This is a genomic window from Planctomycetota bacterium (genome assembly GCA_033763975.1).
Classification (GTDB): Bacteria; Planctomycetota; Phycisphaerae; order Phycisphaerales; family UBA1924; genus RI-211.
Genome location: JANRJM010000009.1, coordinates 87,800 through 103,761, shown reverse-complemented (window position 1 = coordinate 103,761; position 15,962 = coordinate 87,800). Strand labels below are relative to the sequence as shown.

Annotated in this window: 14 protein-coding genes; 6 read left to right on the top strand and 8 right to left on the bottom strand. The window is 71.6% G+C overall.

All coding sequences use genetic code 11. From position 1 onward, the window contains the following. From ispF to SFY69_05680, 3 genes are all read right to left on the bottom strand, one after another. Complete coding sequence (ispF, locus tag SFY69_05690) at positions 1 to 525, bottom strand: 2-C-methyl-D-erythritol 2,4-cyclodiphosphate synthase (GenBank protein MDX2131524.1); 525 nt, start codon at positions 523 to 525, stop codon at positions 1 to 3. 132 nt (positions 526 to 657) lie between these two features. Beyond that, on the bottom strand, positions 658 to 1,317 hold the full coding sequence (locus tag SFY69_05685; GenBank protein MDX2131523.1) for a hypothetical protein: 660 nt from the start codon (positions 1,315 to 1,317) through the stop codon (positions 658 to 660). A gap of 301 nt (positions 1,318 to 1,618) precedes the next feature. Further along, a complete protein-coding gene (locus tag SFY69_05680) occupies positions 1,619 to 2,596 on the bottom strand; it encodes an ABC transporter substrate-binding protein (GenBank protein ID MDX2131522.1) in 978 nt (325 codons plus the stop codon). 103 nt (positions 2,597 to 2,699) lie between these two features. Between SFY69_05680 and SFY69_05675 the strand changes: the two genes are divergently transcribed. The 5 genes from SFY69_05675 (at position 2,700) to SFY69_05655 (ending at position 9,784) form a co-directional block, all read left to right on the top strand. After that, the gene (locus SFY69_05675) at positions 2,700 to 5,315 is read left to right on the top strand and encodes a secretin N-terminal domain-containing protein (protein ID MDX2131521.1); all 2,616 of its coding nucleotides are present in this window, start codon (positions 2,700 to 2,702) and stop codon (positions 5,313 to 5,315) included. A 13-nt stretch (positions 5,316 to 5,328) separates the two neighbouring features. Continuing rightward, complete coding sequence (locus SFY69_05670; protein MDX2131520.1) at positions 5,329 to 7,065, top strand: GspE/PulE family protein; 1,737 nt, start codon at positions 5,329 to 5,331, stop codon at positions 7,063 to 7,065. Between the two features lie 80 nt (positions 7,066 to 7,145). After that, on the top strand, positions 7,146 to 7,754 hold the full coding sequence (locus SFY69_05665) for a biliverdin-producing heme oxygenase (GenBank protein ID MDX2131519.1): 609 nt from the start codon (positions 7,146 to 7,148) through the stop codon (positions 7,752 to 7,754). A gap of 39 nt (positions 7,755 to 7,793) precedes the next feature. Next, on the top strand, positions 7,794 to 8,396 hold the full coding sequence (locus tag SFY69_05660) for a GNAT family protein (protein ID MDX2131518.1): 603 nt from the start codon (positions 7,794 to 7,796) through the stop codon (positions 8,394 to 8,396). A 2-nt stretch (positions 8,397 to 8,398) separates the two neighbouring features. After that, the gene (locus tag SFY69_05655; GenBank protein MDX2131517.1) at positions 8,399 to 9,784 is read left to right on the top strand and encodes an amino acid permease; all 1,386 of its coding nucleotides are present in this window, start codon (positions 8,399 to 8,401) and stop codon (positions 9,782 to 9,784) included. 39 nt (positions 9,785 to 9,823) lie between these two features. On the opposite strand, the gene SFY69_05650 is transcribed toward SFY69_05655, so the two are convergent. From SFY69_05650 to SFY69_05630, 5 genes are all read right to left on the bottom strand, one after another. Next, positions 9,824 to 10,120: a type II toxin-antitoxin system RelE/ParE family toxin gene (locus SFY69_05650; GenBank protein ID MDX2131516.1), complete on the bottom strand. Its 297-nt coding sequence runs from the start codon at positions 10,118 to 10,120 to the stop codon at positions 9,824 to 9,826. Next, a complete protein-coding gene (locus SFY69_05645; protein ID MDX2131515.1) occupies positions 10,117 to 10,398 on the bottom strand; it encodes a type II toxin-antitoxin system ParD family antitoxin in 282 nt (93 codons plus the stop codon). Before SFY69_05645 ends, SFY69_05650 begins: the two co-directional genes overlap by 4 nt. A gap of 18 nt (positions 10,399 to 10,416) precedes the next feature. After that, a complete protein-coding gene (locus tag SFY69_05640) occupies positions 10,417 to 10,905 on the bottom strand; it encodes a hypothetical protein (protein MDX2131514.1) in 489 nt (162 codons plus the stop codon). A gap of 93 nt (positions 10,906 to 10,998) precedes the next feature. Further along, a complete protein-coding gene (gene aroC / locus SFY69_05635) occupies positions 10,999 to 12,189 on the bottom strand; it encodes a chorismate synthase (GenBank protein MDX2131513.1) in 1,191 nt (396 codons plus the stop codon). Positions 12,190 to 12,236: 47 nt separating this feature from the next. After that, a complete protein-coding gene (locus tag SFY69_05630; protein MDX2131512.1) occupies positions 12,237 to 14,663 on the bottom strand; it encodes a hypothetical protein in 2,427 nt (808 codons plus the stop codon). A 99-nt stretch (positions 14,664 to 14,762) separates the two neighbouring features. Between SFY69_05630 and SFY69_05625 the strand changes: the two genes are divergently transcribed. Further along, positions 14,763 to 15,956, top strand: a complete 1,194-nt coding sequence (locus SFY69_05625; GenBank protein MDX2131511.1) for an ABC transporter permease — start codon at positions 14,763 to 14,765, stop codon at positions 15,954 to 15,956. Positions 15,957 to 15,962: the final 6 nt, after the last annotated feature.

Below are 15,962 nucleotides of genomic sequence, written 5' to 3'. Positions count from 1 at the left end.
TTAGTCAACGCGGGGGCGTTCCGCCCGCACCAGGAGCACCACCGCGTGCGCCTCGACCGCGCGCCCCTCGCCCACCGCGTCCACGCGCTCGTGCGTCTTGCCCTTCACGTTCACGCGCGACACATCGGCGCCCACCAGCCCCGCGAGCGTCCGGCGCATCGCGTCCTTGTGCGCCCCGATCTTCGGCCGCTCCAGGATCACGGTCGTGTCGAGGCTCGCGACGCGCCAGCCCGCGCGCGCCACGCGGGCGGCGGCCTCGCGCACGAACTCGGCCGAGTCCCGCCCCTCGTGGCGCGGGTCCGTGTCCGGGAACAACTGCCCGATGTCCCCCTCGCCGATCGCCCCGAGCAGCGCGTCGGTGACGGCGTGCAGCAGCACGTCCCCGTCCGAGTGCGCCGCCACCCCGCGGTCATGCTCCAGGCGCACGCCCCCCACGACGAGCGGCCTCCCGGCGCCCGCCGGCGGCGTGGCCTCCAGGCGATGCAGATCCCAGCCGTGCCCGATCCGCAGGTCGTCCGCGTGCATCGGCGCACTCTAGCAACCGGCGTCCCCGCGGTGCCGCGGCCGCCCCGGAGGCCGTCAAAAATGATCGAGACCGCCACGGTGATCGCCTTTCGGCGACTCGCGGCGGTCTCTCTCGGTCATACAGGCGGGGCCTTATGCCACGCCGCGAGAATCAACCCCCAGCACGTCGATGCAGTACTTCGTGACCGGCGGAGATCGCAGGCCGGTCACGACCTGCCAGAACGGCTCGCCGTGCCCGTCGGCGTACCAGCGTCGGAACTGCCCGCGCGGGTCGTCGGCGTAGATGTCGAGCACCGACGAGCCGACGAAGATGGCCCGGTGGAGCAGGAGCAGGTCGTCGGAGACGTACTCGGATTCCGCGGCGACGCCCGCGATGGCGTCGACGATCTGCCCGAACAGCCGGTTGTCCTGGCGCAGGAGCACGTCGGCGTCGTGCCAGATGTAGTAGCGGAACTTGGTCTCGGCGCGCCCGCGGAACGACGCCCGCGCCCGCAGCAGCGCGACCGCGCCGCGCGGGCCGTCCACGCGGCGTTCGAGCGAAGGACCGGGGATCGCGCGCTCGAGCTGGTAGCAGAACGAGTCGAGGTCGGTGATGAACTTGCCGTAGAAGACGCACACCTCGGTGTCGCGCTGTCGCCCGAGGAACTGTCCGAGCGTGACGGCGAACTGTGTACGTCGGGCCTGCACATCCGACCAGGCCACCAGGTGGCTCTCGTCCAGCATCTGCGTCACGTCGCTCTGCCAGTCGGCGACGAGGAGCGGGACTTCGGGTTGGCGAGAAATAGCGCTCATCGAACAACGTGCCCCACCCGCCGCGGACGAACCCCCGGCGCCGCGCCCGGGGACACCCGTCCCCGAACGCTCCACACTGCTCCCGGCCCGGACGCACCATCGCGAACGACGCGCTGCTCACGCCCGTCTGGCCGGAACTCTGACGCTGTCTCTGCCCCCCGCCCGCGAGTAAAAAATGCCTCAGGTTGCGGCGGCGACAACCCCTACAGGCCATTTCTTTAACACATGCGCTGCGGTTTTCTACCTCGAAACCGTGTTCGCGGACTGAAACCCGTATGAACCCCTGATAAAAGTCCGAGAACTACTTGAGTTCTTCGCACCAGGGGAACCACGGTGGGATCAGACCGCGCTGCCCGGTCATCCATCCAACCATCCATTCAAACGCATCCACCAGCCGCGGCCCCGGTCGGTTGAACATCTGGTTGCCGTCGACCACCGCCACGCGGCCGGATCGCACCGCCGGGATATCAGACCAGCCGGGCCGGCTCGTCAGCCCGCGTGCGCTCGCCGACGCCGCGCGTAAGTCCAAGCCGCACGGACAGATGACCAGCCATTCCGGCCGGCTCTCGACGAACTCGTCCCATTCCACCCGTCGCGACGCCGGCACCGTGCGCTGCGAGGCCTGCGGCCCGGCCGCGGCGCCTGCGCCTGGCTGGGGGATACTCTGGTTCAGGGGGTGGCTGCCGCCGGCGCGTTCGATGATCTGCACCGTCCAGTGCCCGGCCACGAACGGCGGGTCGGTCCATTCCAGGAAGCCGACCGGGGCGGGTTCGGCGTAGGGGTTGACGTGATCCTGCGCGCGGGCGAGCCGCTCGCGCAGGCGGACGACCGCGTCCCGGGCGACGTCGGGCGTCCCCGTGGCCCGACCGACGCTGAGGACGTCGTCGAGCACTCCGTCGAGCGTGGTGGGGTTGAGCGAGAGGATCGCCGGGGCGGGGTCGAAGGTGGCGGCGGCCCGTCGCACCGCGGCGAGGTCGATGGAGCAGACGGCGCACAGGTCCTGCGTCAGGATCAGGTCGGGGCGGAGGGCGCGCAGGGCGGGTTCGTCGAGTTCGTACAGCGAACGGCCCTGGGCGAGCGCGTCGCGCACCTGCGCGTCGATCTCGCCCGGGTCGGTCCCGTGTACGCGGGGGGCGGTGAGCACCGGGAGGTGGTCCAACCCGGGCGGGAAGTCGCATTCATGCGAGCGCCCGACCAGCCGGTGCGAAACACCCAAGAGGCCGACGATCTCTGTCGCGGAGGGGAGCAGGCTGACGATGCGTTGGGGCGGGGATGCCACGGCCTATCTTTGACCCTGCGTGCGGGGTGTGCCGGCCGCCCCAACCCGGCGGCCCCGGCGCCCCGGGCGCGCAGGCCGCGGGCGTTTCAGGGAGGATGTACGAGTGGACACGGCGCGAACGTGGCGGCTGGCGGCGGTGGTGGGCGCGGCGCTGGGCATCGGGATGGCGGCGTCGGGGCAGCCGGGCGCGTTGCCGCGCGCGGTGCCGGTCCCGGGCGATCAGCCGGACGTTCCCGAACCTGAGGTCGAGGCGCCGGCGCCCAAGGCGCCCGACATGCGTTCGGAAGATCCCGACGCGGTGACGCTGTCGGCGTTCGCCGAGCCGGTGGCGATGAACACGCTGGTCGAACTGGTGACGAGCACGCTGAACATCAACGTGACGGTCATCGGCGACGTTCCCGGGACGGTGCGGTTCAACGCGCCGGTGCCGGTGAAGAAGAGCGAACTGCTGGGCCTGCTGGCGACGCTGCTGGAGCAGCAGGGCTGGGCGATCACGAAGGACCGGTTCGGGCTGTACACGGTGCACGCGAACGCGGCGGTGGTTCCGAACGCGACGGGCGACCTGCCGACGACGCGCGTGTTCCGCACGCCGAACATCCGCCCGAGCTCGCTCAAGCAGCACATCGAGGGGTTGATCGGGATCCCGATGCCGAACTCGCAGGGGGGTGGCCAGCGGCAGTACGCGTACGTGGATGACCTGGGCGTGATCGTCGCGACGGACACGCCCCGCCGGCTGGAATCGCTGAACGAGGTGCTGAACCTGATGCTGGCCGAGGACCGGCGGATGGCGTACACGCGCGTGGCGCTGGAGCACATCACGGCGTCGGTGGCGCGGGAGCGATCGCTGCAGTTGATCGGCCAGGCGCAGCAGGCGGCGGGGTCGACGCGGGTGGGCGTGCCGGGGGGCGAGGGCGGGCAGGGGCAACCGACGCCCCGGAACCTGAGCACGCTGTACAGCCTGGCGGACCGGCTGACGGTGGACCAGCAGGGGAACGCGCTGATCTTCCGCGGGACGCCGGACGAGGTGGCGCAGGTGCGCCAGGTGATCGCGGTGATCGACGTGCCGAATGAGCTTGTGCCGCGGGCGTACGAGGCGGGTCGCTCGGCGGCGCAGGTGGCGGACATCGCGCGGGGCCGCGGGCTGGGCGAGGTGATCACGATCACGCCGACGAACCGGGACGGGTTCAACGGGCTGGACATCGGGCGCCAGCAGCAGCAACTGGGCCTGAACCGGCAGGGGCAGAACACCCCGAGCGTGGGCGGCCCGCTGATGGTGGTGGACGAGCAGCGCGGGCAGATCGTGTACTACGGGACCGAGTCGCAGCAGGTGCAACTGGCGGCGCTGCTGGAGCAGCTCGACACGCAGGCCGAGTCGGTGGTGACGCGGGTGTACAAGCTGCGCAACGCGGACGCGGAGGAAGTCGCGGAGATCATCAACGGGATCATCTCGAACACGACGCCCGTGGGCGAGAGCTCGCTGCTGCCGGGCGACAGCGGTTCGAGGCCGGGGTTCCGCGCGCCCCGCCCGACGCCCTCGCGCCAGGCGCAGACGCCCCAGCCCGCGGGCGGGGGCGGCGAGGACGGGATCGCGCTCGACGCGACGAACGCGTTCGTGTATCCCGACATCAAGAACAACCAGTTGCTGGTGAAGGCGCAGGCCGGCCAGCAGTCGGAGTTCGCGAAACTGATCGAGAAGCTCGACCTGCGCCGCCCGCAGGTGTTCGTCGAGGCGAAGATCATCGCGGTGAACGCCGACGACCGCCTGCGGACGGCGTTCGAGACCCAGCTCATCAACGCCAACGCCACCGGCGGGGTGTTCACGCAGAGCTTCGGGCTGGCGAACTACGGCTCGGGGAGCACGATCACCACGCCCCCGACGGTGAACGCGCTCACGGGGTTTACGGCGGCGATCATCCGCAACGACATGGTGCCGATCGTGATGACGGCGCTCGCGAACGAGACGGACTCGCGCATCATCTCGAACCCGCAGTTGCTGGTCGACGACAACGAGGAAGCGACGGTGGTGAGCCTGGACCAGCAGCCGACGAGCACGCTGAGCCGCGGGTCGACGGGGCAGACGGACGTGGTGACGGCGGGCGACTACGCCGAGGCGGGCACGACGCTGACGGTGACGCCCCAGATCAGCGACGGCGGGTACATGCGGCTGAAGTACAACATCCAGTTGTCGAGCTTCACGGGCGAGGGCTCGGTGGTGGGCGGGACGACGCTGCCCCCGCCGCGCCAGGAGAACACGCTGAGCAGCGAGAGCATCACCGTGCCGTCGGACTCGACGGTGGTGGTGGGCGGGCTGGTGGTGGAGAGCAAGACCAAGTCGGTGGCGAAGATCCCGCTGCTGGGAGACATTCCGCTGCTGGGGCTGCTGTTCCAGGATCGGAGCACGGGCGACCGCAAGACGGTGCTGTACGTGTTCCTGACGCCGCGGGTGCTGCGCGACCCGACGTTCCAGGACCTGAAACTGCTGACGAAGGGCCCGCGCGGGGCGGTGAACCTGGCGGACGAGACGCCGAAGCTGCGGCCTTCGAAGATGGAGATCGTGATGCCGCGGGGCGGGTGGGGCGCGGTGCCGGAGCCGGCGCCGTCGCAGCCTGCGCCGCGTGGGCCGGAAGAACCGGAAGCGCCGGCGTTGCCGGGGGCGGCACAGGCCGCGCCGGGGCGAGTGACAGACGAGCACGGCGTGGACGAGCCGAACCCGGACTGAATCCGGAGGACACGTGTCGACGGCGGAGAACGGGAAGAAGGGCGGGTTGCTGGCGCTGCGTCGCCCGGGCGTGACGCGCGCATCGTCGCCTGGGCCGACGGCGGGCGAGCTCTCGCGACTGGCGGAGTTGTTCGCGCCGATGCCGCTGACGGCGGAGCAGGTGCGTCGGTTCGCGGCGGTGGACGGGTCGGACGAGGAGCCGTGGGACGTGCTGCTGCAGGTGCTGGCGCTCGACGAGCACCAGGGGCTGGAACTGCTGTCGAAGCGGACGGGGATGCGGTTTGTCGCCGAGCCGCGGTTGGGCGAGTCGGCGTCGCGGTTCTACGAGACGGTGCCGGTGGACGTGGCGCGGGCGCGTCTGTGCGCGGGGCTGGAGAGCGACGGGCAGGTGATGACGGTGGCGACCGCGCAGCCGATGCAGCCGGCGGCGTTCGCGATGCTCGAGGACATGCTCGGCATGCCGGTGCGCTTCGTGCTCTCGCCCCGGGCGGGTGTGGCGAACCTGATCAACCGCGGGTACGAGCAGCGCCAGGACCTGGTGACCGAGATCATCGAGGAGATGCCGCTCGACGAGCGGGCGATCGCGGCGGCGGCGGCGAACGCGGGGCAATCGACCGACCTGCTGCAGCTGGCGAAGCAGACGCCGGTGATCCGGCTGGTGAACATGATCCTGTTCGAGGCGCTGCGCCGGCGGGCGAGCGACGTGCACGTGCACCCGCAGGAGACGAGGCTCGTCATCCGCTTCCGCATTGATGGAATGCTGGTGGACGCGTTCAGCCCGCCCCTGAGCCTGGCGCCGGCGATCAGCTCGCGCCTGAAGGTGATGACGGAGCTGGACATCGCGAACCGGCACAGCCCGCAGGACGGGCACACGAGCGTGCGCGTGGGAAGCCGCAAGGTCGACATCCGGTTCTCGGCGATCCCCACGGTGTACGGCGAGCGGCTGGTGCTGCGCCTGCTGGATCAGACGGCGACGCAGTTGTCGCTGGACGAGATCGGCATGACGCGCGACATGCAGACGCAGCTGCTTGACCTGATCGAGCGCCCGAACGGGATCATCCTGGTGACGGGGCCGACGGGCAGCGGCAAGACGACGACGCTGTACGCGGCGTTGTCGCGCATCGACCGCGCGAGCCGCAACGTGATGACCATCGAGGACCCGGTGGAGTACCACCTCGAGGGCATCAGCCAGATGCAGGTGAACGTGAAGCGCGGGGTGACGTTCGCGGTGGGGCTGCGGAGCCTGCTGCGCCAGGACCCGGACGTGATCCTGGTGGGCGAGATCCGCGATGCGGAGACGGCGCAGCTCGCGATCCAGGCGTCGCTCACGGGGCACCTGGTGCTCGCGACGCTGCACACGAACGACGCGCCCAGCGCCATCCCGCGCCTGGTCGACATCGGCATCGAGCCGTACCTCATCACCAGTTCGCTGCTCGCGACGCTGGCGCAGCGCCTGCTGCGGCGCTCGTGCCGCGCCTGCGGCGGGGCGGGGCAGGTCGCCGACGACCTCGGGCGGCCCACCGGGCGCTGCGAGGCGTGCTACGGCACGGGGTACAAGGGGCGCCTGGCCGTGTACGAGATCATGGCGATGACCGACGAACTGCGCCGATTGACGGCGACGCGCGCGGACGCGGTGACGCTGTACGACACGGCGCTGCGCTCGGGCTTCCGCCCGATGCGCGAGGACGCGCTGGCGAAGGTGCGCCTGGGGTTCACCGACGAGGCCGAGGTCTACCGCGTGCTGCACTAGGCACCCGGCCGCGGGCGCGCCCCCACTATCATCCCGCATCGCCCGACGCGCGACCCCCGCGCCGCCACCAGGAGCACGCGATGACCACCACCAGCGCCGGCCTCGCCGACCGCCTGAAGCTCGAGACGCGCGAGATGCACACCGCCGCGGAGCGCCACCCGCTGCACGCGGCCCTCTTCAAGGGCGAGCGACCGCTGGCGGAGTTCGCGCGGCTGCACGCGCAGACGGCGCTGGTGCAGCGCGCCGTGGAGGCGCGCGTGGGCTCATCGCCCCTGCTGCGCCCGATGCGGCGCGACTACCACACGCGGGCCGAGGCGATGCTGCGCGACGCCGCGGCGTTCGGCGTTGGGCCACACCCTGCCGACGCCACGCGGCGCATGATCGACGAGATCGACCGCGCGGACGAGGCGACGCTGCTGGGGCTGTGGTACGTGCTGGAGGGCGCGACCAACGGCGGGCGGTTCATCGCCGTCGCGCTGACGCGGGCGCACGGCGCGTTTACGATGCCCTCGCTGCACCCGCACGGCGAGCAGCAGGGCGAGCGGTGGGGCGCGTTCCGCGCGGGGCTCGAGTCGCTGGCGCTGACGGCGCCGCAGCAGGACGCCGTCGTCGCGGGCGCGGCCCGCATGTTCCGGCACATGGTCGAGCTCATGGACGAACTCGCCGGCGCGCCCGCGGCGTCGGCCTGAGGCCCGCTTCGCCCGCCTGCCGAACCGACGATCATGGACGTGCGTCCCACAGTGCTCAATGGTCGGACGCTGCGCCTCGAGCCGCTGTCGATGCTGCACGCCCCCGGGCTCGCGGCGATCATCGACGCCGACACGTTCGCGCACTTCCCGCCGCCTTTTCGGCCGGAGGGCGATGCGCTTCACGCGGCCGAGATGTACATCCGCGCCCGCGCGGCCGAGGGCCTCGCGTTCGCCATGGTGCTGCAAGGCGGGACGGACGGCAGTTCCGGCGGGCGCGTCGTCGGCGCCTCGTGCTATCTCGACGTGCGTCCCCAGCACCGGGGGCTGGAGATCGGCGCCACCTTCATCGCCCGGGATCAGCGGGGCACGCGCGTGAACCCCGAGGCGAAACTCCTCATGCTCGGGCACGCGTTCGACACCCTGGGCTGCGTGCGCGTGCAACTGAAGTGCGACGCGCGGAACCTCGCGAGCGCCGCGGCGATCGCGAAGCTCGGGGCCGTGCGCGAGGGCGTGCTCCGCCGCCACATGGTGATGCACGACGGGTTCATGCGCGACACGGTGATGTTCAGCATCACCGACGCGGAGTGGCCGGGCGTGCGCCAACGCCTGCTGGCCCGCCTGGGGTATCCTGACGCCCCGTGAGCATGCCCCCCGAGCGGACCGACCCGTCCCCCGCCACGCCCGCCGGCGCGCCGCGCGATCTTCCGCGCCTTGTGGGCGTGTGGGGCGCGGCCGCGGTCATGGTCGGGATCATGATCGGCAGCGGGATCTTCCGCACGCCCACGGCGATCGCGAACGAACTGGGCCAGCCGTGGCTCATCCTCGCGCTCTGGGGCGCGGGGGGCGTGCTGTCGCTGCTCGGGGCGCTCACGTTCTCGGAGCTCGCGTGCATGTACCCGCAGTCGGGCGGGGTGTACGTCTTTCTGCGCGAGGGCTACGGGCGTGCGGCGGCGTTCGTGTTCGGCTGGACGTACATGCTGGTGAGCAAGCCCCTGGCGGCGGCGGGCATCGTCGTGGTCTTCGCCGAGCACGTGTTCACGCTCGCGGGCATCGAGTACGACACGGCGGCCGGGCCCGACTGGCGGGGCAAGGCGCTCGTCATCGGCGTGCTGGCGATGCTGACGTGGATCAACGTGCGGGGCGTCTCGCTCTCGGCGGGCGTCGCGAAGGTGCTGACGGGCGTGAAGTTCGGGGCGCTCGCGCTCATCGTGCTGCTGGCGCTCGCCCTGCGCAAGGGCGACGGCGCGAACTTCGAAACCACGCCGTCCTCCGTGTCGATCTTCGCGGCCCTGGCGCCCGTGCTCGCGGCGATCATGTGGACGTACGACGGCTGGAGCGACATCGGGGCGATCGCGGGCGAGGTGAAGCACCCGCAGCGGAACCTGCCGCGCGCGTACATCCTGGGGACCGCGGCCGTGACGGTGCTGTACGTCGTGGTGAACGCGGTGTATATCTGGCTGATCCCGCTGGGCGAGATGCGGGGGATGGCGACCGTCGCGCCGGCGGTGATGCAGGCGCTGGTGGGCCCGGTGGGCGCGACGCTCGTGACGGGGCTCATCGTGATCTCGACGCTGGGCTCGTCGCACGGGTCGGTGATGACCGGGGGGCGGGTGTCGTTCGCGCAGGCGCGCGACGGGCTGCTCTTCTCGCCGCTGGCGCGGGTGCACCCGCGCTTCCAGACGCCCGCGGTCTCGCTGTGGGTGCAGCTCGCGCTCTCGATCGCCGCGGTGCTGCTGGTGGGCACGTTCGAGAAGCTCGCGGGCGGGTTCGTGTTCACGATCTGGATCTTCTACGGCCTTGCGGGCGGGGCGCTGTTCATCCTCCGCGTGCGCCGCCCGGATGAGGCCAGGCCGTTTCGCTGCCCGGGGTACCCGGTCGTGCCGGCGCTGTTCGTGCTGGCGGCGGGGGCGATGACCGTGATGGCCGTGATCGACGACCCGCTCACCACGGGGGTGTGGATCGGCGTGCTGGTGGCGGGGTTCCCGGCGTACGCGTTGTGGCGGCGGGTGGCGAAGCGCTCGAACGGGTGATCGCTGGGGCCCGACACTCCTCCGATGCGAGGCGTGCGCTTACTCGCCGAAGAGCGTGCGGAAGTCGCGAGCGCCGTGGACGACGCGGATGATCCGCACGCACCGGGCGTCGATCCGGTAGAGCACGACGTACGGACGAATCACGATGCATCGCAGGCCGCGCCGGATATCGTCGCGCTGACGTCCGGACTTTGGCGCGTCGGCGAGCCGGGCGATGGCGCGGATCAGACGTTCGGCCAGCAGGTCCGCGCGGCGCGGCCCGCTTTCTTCGGTTACGGTCGCAACGATGGCCTCGATGTCGCGCGCCGCCTCGGGCGAGACGGTGACGCCGGTCACGCGGCGCTTCGGCCCGTGCGCCCCCGCCGGGACACGCGCCGCCTCACCTCGTCGAGCCCGAGCCAGCCGTCGCGTGTGGCAGAAGCCTCGCCCTGGTCGAGCAGCGACCGCAGGCGTCGCAGTTCCGCCCTGCGGATCGCCTCTCGCTCATCGAGCGCCCGGAGCGCCTCGCGCACGACCTCGCTCGCGGACGCGTACGCCCCCCCCTTCACGCGGGCGGCGACCTTTCTCGCCAGTTGGGGCGTGAGGGACACGTTGAGCGTGTGCTGCTTGGCCATATGGCAAAGTATAGCACTTTATGGCGGTGGGCGGCCTGCGCCGGGCGGCACCGTCTCGCCGCACTCCGGGCACCGGGCGGCCCGCAGGCCGGTGAGGTCGTACCCGCAGTGGATGCAGATGGGCCCGACGGGCTCCACGGGCTCGCTCGGGCGGCCGGGCCCTTGGGCCTCGTCGGGCCCTTGCGGCTCGGTGTTGTATCGCCCTGCCGCGATGTATAGCAACCACCCGCCGAGGATGCAGACGCCCCACACCGCGAGCGCTCTGTAGTCGACCGCGTGCACCGACACTCGGCATGTTCCACATCGGAACGGGCGCGGCGGCGGGGCCCAGACGCCGTACTGCAGCACGCAGTCCTCGCACAGGCAGCCGTCGTACGCCGCCGGCAGCGTCAGGGTCGAATAGGCCGCGGCGGATGTTCGCGCGCCGTGGTCGCTGTTCGCCCCGGCGGGCGATACGAGCATCGGCACCGCCAGGATCCACGCCGCTCTTGCCCGGGATGCACGCACGCCGGGTCTACCGGCGCGGGCGCGCCACGGTTGCGGCGCGCGGGTGTTGGTTGCGACGCGACGATCGCGGTTGCGACGCGCTGATCCCGGTGGCTACGCGATGGTCATCATCGGCGGGTCGAGGGGCAGGTTGCGCGCGTGCTTGAGGAACGCCGCGACCTGGGCCCGCACCTCCACCATCGAGTCGCCGGCGAACTTGGCGCGGAACGCGCGGGCGATCTCGAACGCGACGACGTTTTCGACGACGACGCTCGCGGCCGACACGGCGCAGATGTCGCTCCGCTCGTACTGGCTCGCCTGCGCCTCCTTCGTGTTGAGGTCCACGCTCGGCAGCCCGCGCAGCAGCGTCGAGATCGGCTTCATGGTGGCGCGGACGACCACGGGCTGGCCGTTGGTCATGCCTCCTTCGGTGCCGCCGGCGTTGTTGGTGTCGCGCGTGAAGCCCAGGGACGGGTGCGTATCGCGGATGGCGGGGTCGAAGCGGATGGGGTCGTGCACCGCGCTGCCGGGGACTGCTCCCGCGCGCGTGCCCAGGCCGATCTCGACGGCCTTGATCGCTTGCACGCCCATGACGGCGTAGGCCAGGCGCGCGTCGAGCTTGTCGCGCCAGTCCATGCAACTGCCCAGCCCGGGCGGGCAGCCGAAGACGTGCGCCTCGACCTGCCCGCCGACGGTGTCCTTGTCGAGCTTCGCCGCCCGGATGATCTCCTTGTGGCGCGCGGTCACGCCCTGGTCGGGGCAGTAGGTCTCGCTCGCGTCGCGCGGGCCGACCAGGCCTCGCCACGTGTGCTCGGTGACGCCGACGTCCGTCGCGGCGTCGCGGATCGACCGCACGAAGCCGAAGGTCTCGATGGCGAACTCGCGGAGCAGGCAGCGGGCGAGCGCTCCGGCCGCGACGCGGGCCGCGGTCTCGCGGGCGCTGGCGCGCTCGAGCGTGTCGCGGCAGTCGGTGGTGAGCCACTTGATGCTGCCCGCGAGGTCGGCGTGCCCGGGGCGCGGGCGATGCACGGGCGGGGTCTTCTTCGCGTCGTCGAGGCGCGAGTCCTTGTTGGGGATCAGGAACGCGACGGGCGAGCCGATGGCGGCGCCCTGGCGCACGCCCGAGAGCACCTGGACGTGGTCGTCTTCGAGGCCCTGGCGCCCGCCGCGCCCGTACCCGCCCTGGCGGCGCTGGAGTTCGGCGTTGATGAACTCGAGGTCCACGCTCAGCCCGGCGGGCAGGCCCGAGACGATGACGACGAGCCCGGGGCCGTGAGACTCGCCGGCGGTCTGGTAGTCGAGCATGGGCGCAGGGTAGCGGCGGGCGCGGGCCGCACGCCCGGCAGGGGGCGTCACTCTTCGGGCAGCCACCAGCCCTGAAACGAGCCCAGCAGGTCCGAGTAGTCGTCGGTCCAGAGCGAGGTGCCGGTCGAGGGCGGCGGGGCTTGCCAGGCGCCGGGGAGCGCGAGCGAGCCGAGGGCCGCGGGGGAGCGCGCGAGCACGACCCAGTCGGACTGGCGTTTGGCCTCCTTCGCTTCGTCGGAGAGGACGAGCGGGTCGAGGCGCATGCGGACGGTCAGGTTCTCTTCTTCGCCGATGCGCGCCAGCACGGGCGCGAGTTCGAAGTAGCGGCTCGAGACATGGAACGCGAGGATGCCGTCGTCGGCCAGGACGCGCAGGTACGTCCGCACCGCCTCGAGCGTGATGAGGTGCACGGGGATGGCGTCGGACGAGAACGCGTCGATCACGATGAGGCGGTACGTGCCCGCGGGGGCGCTCGCGATGTCGACGCGTCCATCTCCCGGGCGCGCGGGCGAGGCGACGCGCACCGTGGGGTCGCGCATCGCGTCGGTGATGTACGAGAAGTAGGCGGGCGTGCGCGCGAACTCGAGCACGGCCGGATCGATCTCGTAGATGTCCCACGACGAGTTGGGGCGGGCGTACGCCAGCAGGCTGCCGGTGCCGAGCCCGATGAGCGCGACGCGATCGAGGCGCCCCGAGTCGGTGAGTTCGCGCATGACGTCGCCGATGGGGCCCGTCGGGTGGTAGTAGGTCGTGGGGATGAGATGGAGGAACTTGATGCGTTCCTCGCGCGGGATGCCGGCGTTGCCCCGTGCAAAGAGCAGGCGTCGGCGGAACTCGGCGTCGGGGTAGGGCGTCAGGTCGCCCAGCACGAAGTCGGTCCGGAGCTGGATGCCGTGCAAGGTTGTGCCGTGACGCAGTTCGCGCCGGGTGTTGGCCTGGTCGCTGGCGACGGCGTGCACGCCGAAGAACGTGCGCCGGATGTCGAGGGTGTAGGCGCCCACCGAGGCGAGCGTCGCGCCGAGCATGACGCCCAGCACGGCGCCGGCGAACCGCACCGACCCGCGCCGGACCAGTGTCAGCGCCACGATGAACGTGGGGATGCCCACCAGCACGAGCAGCGCCGTGTACGACGAACTGCCGGCGCCGTCGGTGGACGGCGCGAGGATGACCCCGGTCTGCGAGGCGGTGATCAGGTTCAGGACGCCCACGAGCAAGACGAGCATCGCGACGCCGGCGACGCCCCATTCGAGCAGGCGGCGGCGGGGCGACATGGCGCGCAGCACGTCGTCGGTCTGCGGGCGCAGGAGGAGCGCCAGGCCCAGCACCAGCGGGTACTCCAGCACCTGCTCGAACACCACCGGCGCCACGAGCGCGTTGAGCACGCCCCCCAGGACGCCCCCGAGCGACAGGCACAGGTAGAACTCGGTGAGGTGCGCGGCCGGCGGGCGCGATTCCGCGAGGCGCGTGTGGCACAGCATCGCCAGCACGAGGAAGCCCCCGACGTGGAGCCCCGCGATGACCAGGATCGGGTACGTCGCGCCGGCGAGCGTCGGGATCACGATCCCCAGCAGTGCGAACGGCGCCACCCGCCCCCACCACCGCGCGGACGGCGCCACCCGGGGCGAGAACGCCCACACGAAGGAGAGCAGGTAGAGCGACAGGGGCAAGACCCACAGCAGCGGGATCGCCGCGACATCGGTCGAGATGTGCTGCGTTACGCCGAGCATGAGGCTGGAGGGGACGAGGCTCAGCACGATCCAGCGCAGGCGATCGGCGTTCGAGGGCGGGCTCGCTGCGAGGGCGGGCGGCCCGCCGGACGACGAGGCCGGAACCTCGGCGCGTGCCGCGGGTTCGGGCCGGGGCCTGGCGCGCACCGCGCCCCACGCCACCAGCGCGACCAGGGCCACGAACGCGGCGCCCCACGCCATGAACTGCGTCGCGCGCGAGAGCAGCGGCTCGACCAGCAGCGGGTATGCCAGCAGGCCGACGAAACTGCCCGCGTTGCTCGCGGCGTACAGAAAGTACGGGTCCTTCGCCGCCCGGTGGTCGGTGCGCGAGAACCACCGCTGCAGCAGCGGGCCCGACGTCGAGACCGCGAAGAACCCCGGACCCACCAGCAGCGCGAGCGTCAGCACGAGCGACAGCGTGGGCGACGCGGCGTCGGCCACGGGCACGCCCGCCGTGAGGCGCGCGACGGGCCCGTTCTCCGAGAGAGCCGCGTACGCGACGTGGGCGCCGGCGGCCAGCAGCACGCCGACGTGGACGATCCGCTGCGTCTTCTCCGTGGCGCGGCTGGTGAGCGCGTGCGCGTAGAGGTATCCCGCGAGCAGGACCGCCTGGAAGAACACCATGCACGTGCTCCACACCGCCGGGCTCCCGCCGAGCATCGGCAGCAGCACCTTGCCCGTCATGGGCTGGACGAGGAAGAGCAGCGCGGCGGAGAGGAAGATGGCGAGGGCGAACAGCCGGAGCACGGGCACAGGGTACCGGGTCCGCGGGCGTGTGCGCCGTGGTTCTCGGCCCCCGCGGAAGGTCGCCGGCGTGGCGGGCGTCGGGCTCAATACAGTTTCGCGATGATCCGCATCGCCATCCGGATGCTGCTGGGCCAGACGGCGCGGTGGCTGGGCGTGGTGCTCGGGATCCTGCTCTGCACGTTCCTCATCACGCACATGCTCTCGATGTTCTCGGGGATGATGCGTCGCAGCTACGCGCTGGTGAGCGACATTCCCGAGGCCGAGGTCTGGGTGATGGATCCGGCGGTGGAGTACGTGGACGAGCCCGCGGGCATGCCCTCGACCGCGCTGTCGCGCGTGCGCGGGGTGCAGGGGGTCGCGTGGGCCGTCCCGCTCTACACGGGGAGCCTGCGCGTGCGTCTTCCCAGCGGGGCGCTGCGCCCGGTGCTGCTGATCGGCGTGGACGACGCGACGCTGATCGGTGCGCCGAGGAACCTGGTGGCGGGGAGCCTCGACGCGCTGCGCGCCACGGACAGCGTGATCATGGACTCGTCCTCGGCGCAGGGGCTGATGCGGATGCCGGTGGAGGCCCCCGCCCGCGCGGTCGGCTGGAACATGCCGGACCTCTCGCTCCCCACGCGTCCGCTGCGCGTGGGCGACGAGATGGTGGTGAACGACCATCGCCTGGTGGTGGCGGGGATCGCCGAGCTGACGCCGCGGTTCCTCGCCAAGCCGGTGATGTACACCACCTACAGCCGCGCCGAGTTCGTCACCCCGCGCCAGCGCAACCTGCTCTCGTTCGTGCTGGTGCGTGCCGCCCCGGGCAGCACGCCCGCGCAGGTCGCGGACCGCATCCAGCGCACGACCGGCCTGCGCGCCCGTACCTCGGCACAGTTCGCCGACGACACCTACTGGTACTACGTCCGCACGACGGGGGTCGTGGCGCGCATCGCGCTCATGATCGGCATCGCCGTTGTCGTGGGCATCTCGGTGAGTTCGCTCCTGCTCTACCTCTTCACCGTCGACAACGCCCGGTACTACGTGACGTTCAAGGCGCTGGGCGCGGGCACCGCGACGATCCTGCGGATGGTCGCGGCGCAGGCGCTCGTCTCGGGGTTCATCGGCTTCGGGCTGGGCGTGGGCGCCTCGTCGCTGCTGGGGTCGTCCGTCTCGGTCGAGGCGATGCCCTACGCGCTCACCCACTTCACCATGCTCTTCGCCGGGAGCATCGTCCTGCTCGTCTGCGTCGTGTCGGCGTTGCTCAGCGCCATGAAGGTGCTGCAGTTGGACATCGGCACCGTGTTCAAGTCCTAACCTCCG

Coding starts and splice junctions, on each gene's coding strand:
- ispF (MDX2131524.1), bottom strand. CDS start 525: ATGCACGCGGACGACCTGCGGATCGGGCACGGCTGGGATCTGCATCGC.
- SFY69_05685 (MDX2131523.1), bottom strand. CDS start 1,317: ATGAGCGCTATTTCTCGCCAACCCGAAGTCCCGCTCCTCGTCGCCGAC.
- SFY69_05665 (MDX2131519.1), top strand. CDS start 7,146: ATGACCACCACCAGCGCCGGCCTCGCCGACCGCCTGAAGCTCGAGACG.
- SFY69_05655 (MDX2131517.1), top strand. CDS start 8,399: ATGCCCCCCGAGCGGACCGACCCGTCCCCCGCCACGCCCGCCGGCGCG.
- SFY69_05645 (MDX2131515.1), bottom strand. CDS start 10,398: ATGGCCAAGCAGCACACGCTCAACGTGTCCCTCACGCCCCAACTGGCG.
- aroC (MDX2131513.1), bottom strand. CDS start 12,189: ATGCTCGACTACCAGACCGCCGGCGAGTCTCACGGCCCCGGGCTCGTC.
- SFY69_05625 (MDX2131511.1), top strand. CDS start 14,763: ATGATCCGCATCGCCATCCGGATGCTGCTGGGCCAGACGGCGCGGTGG.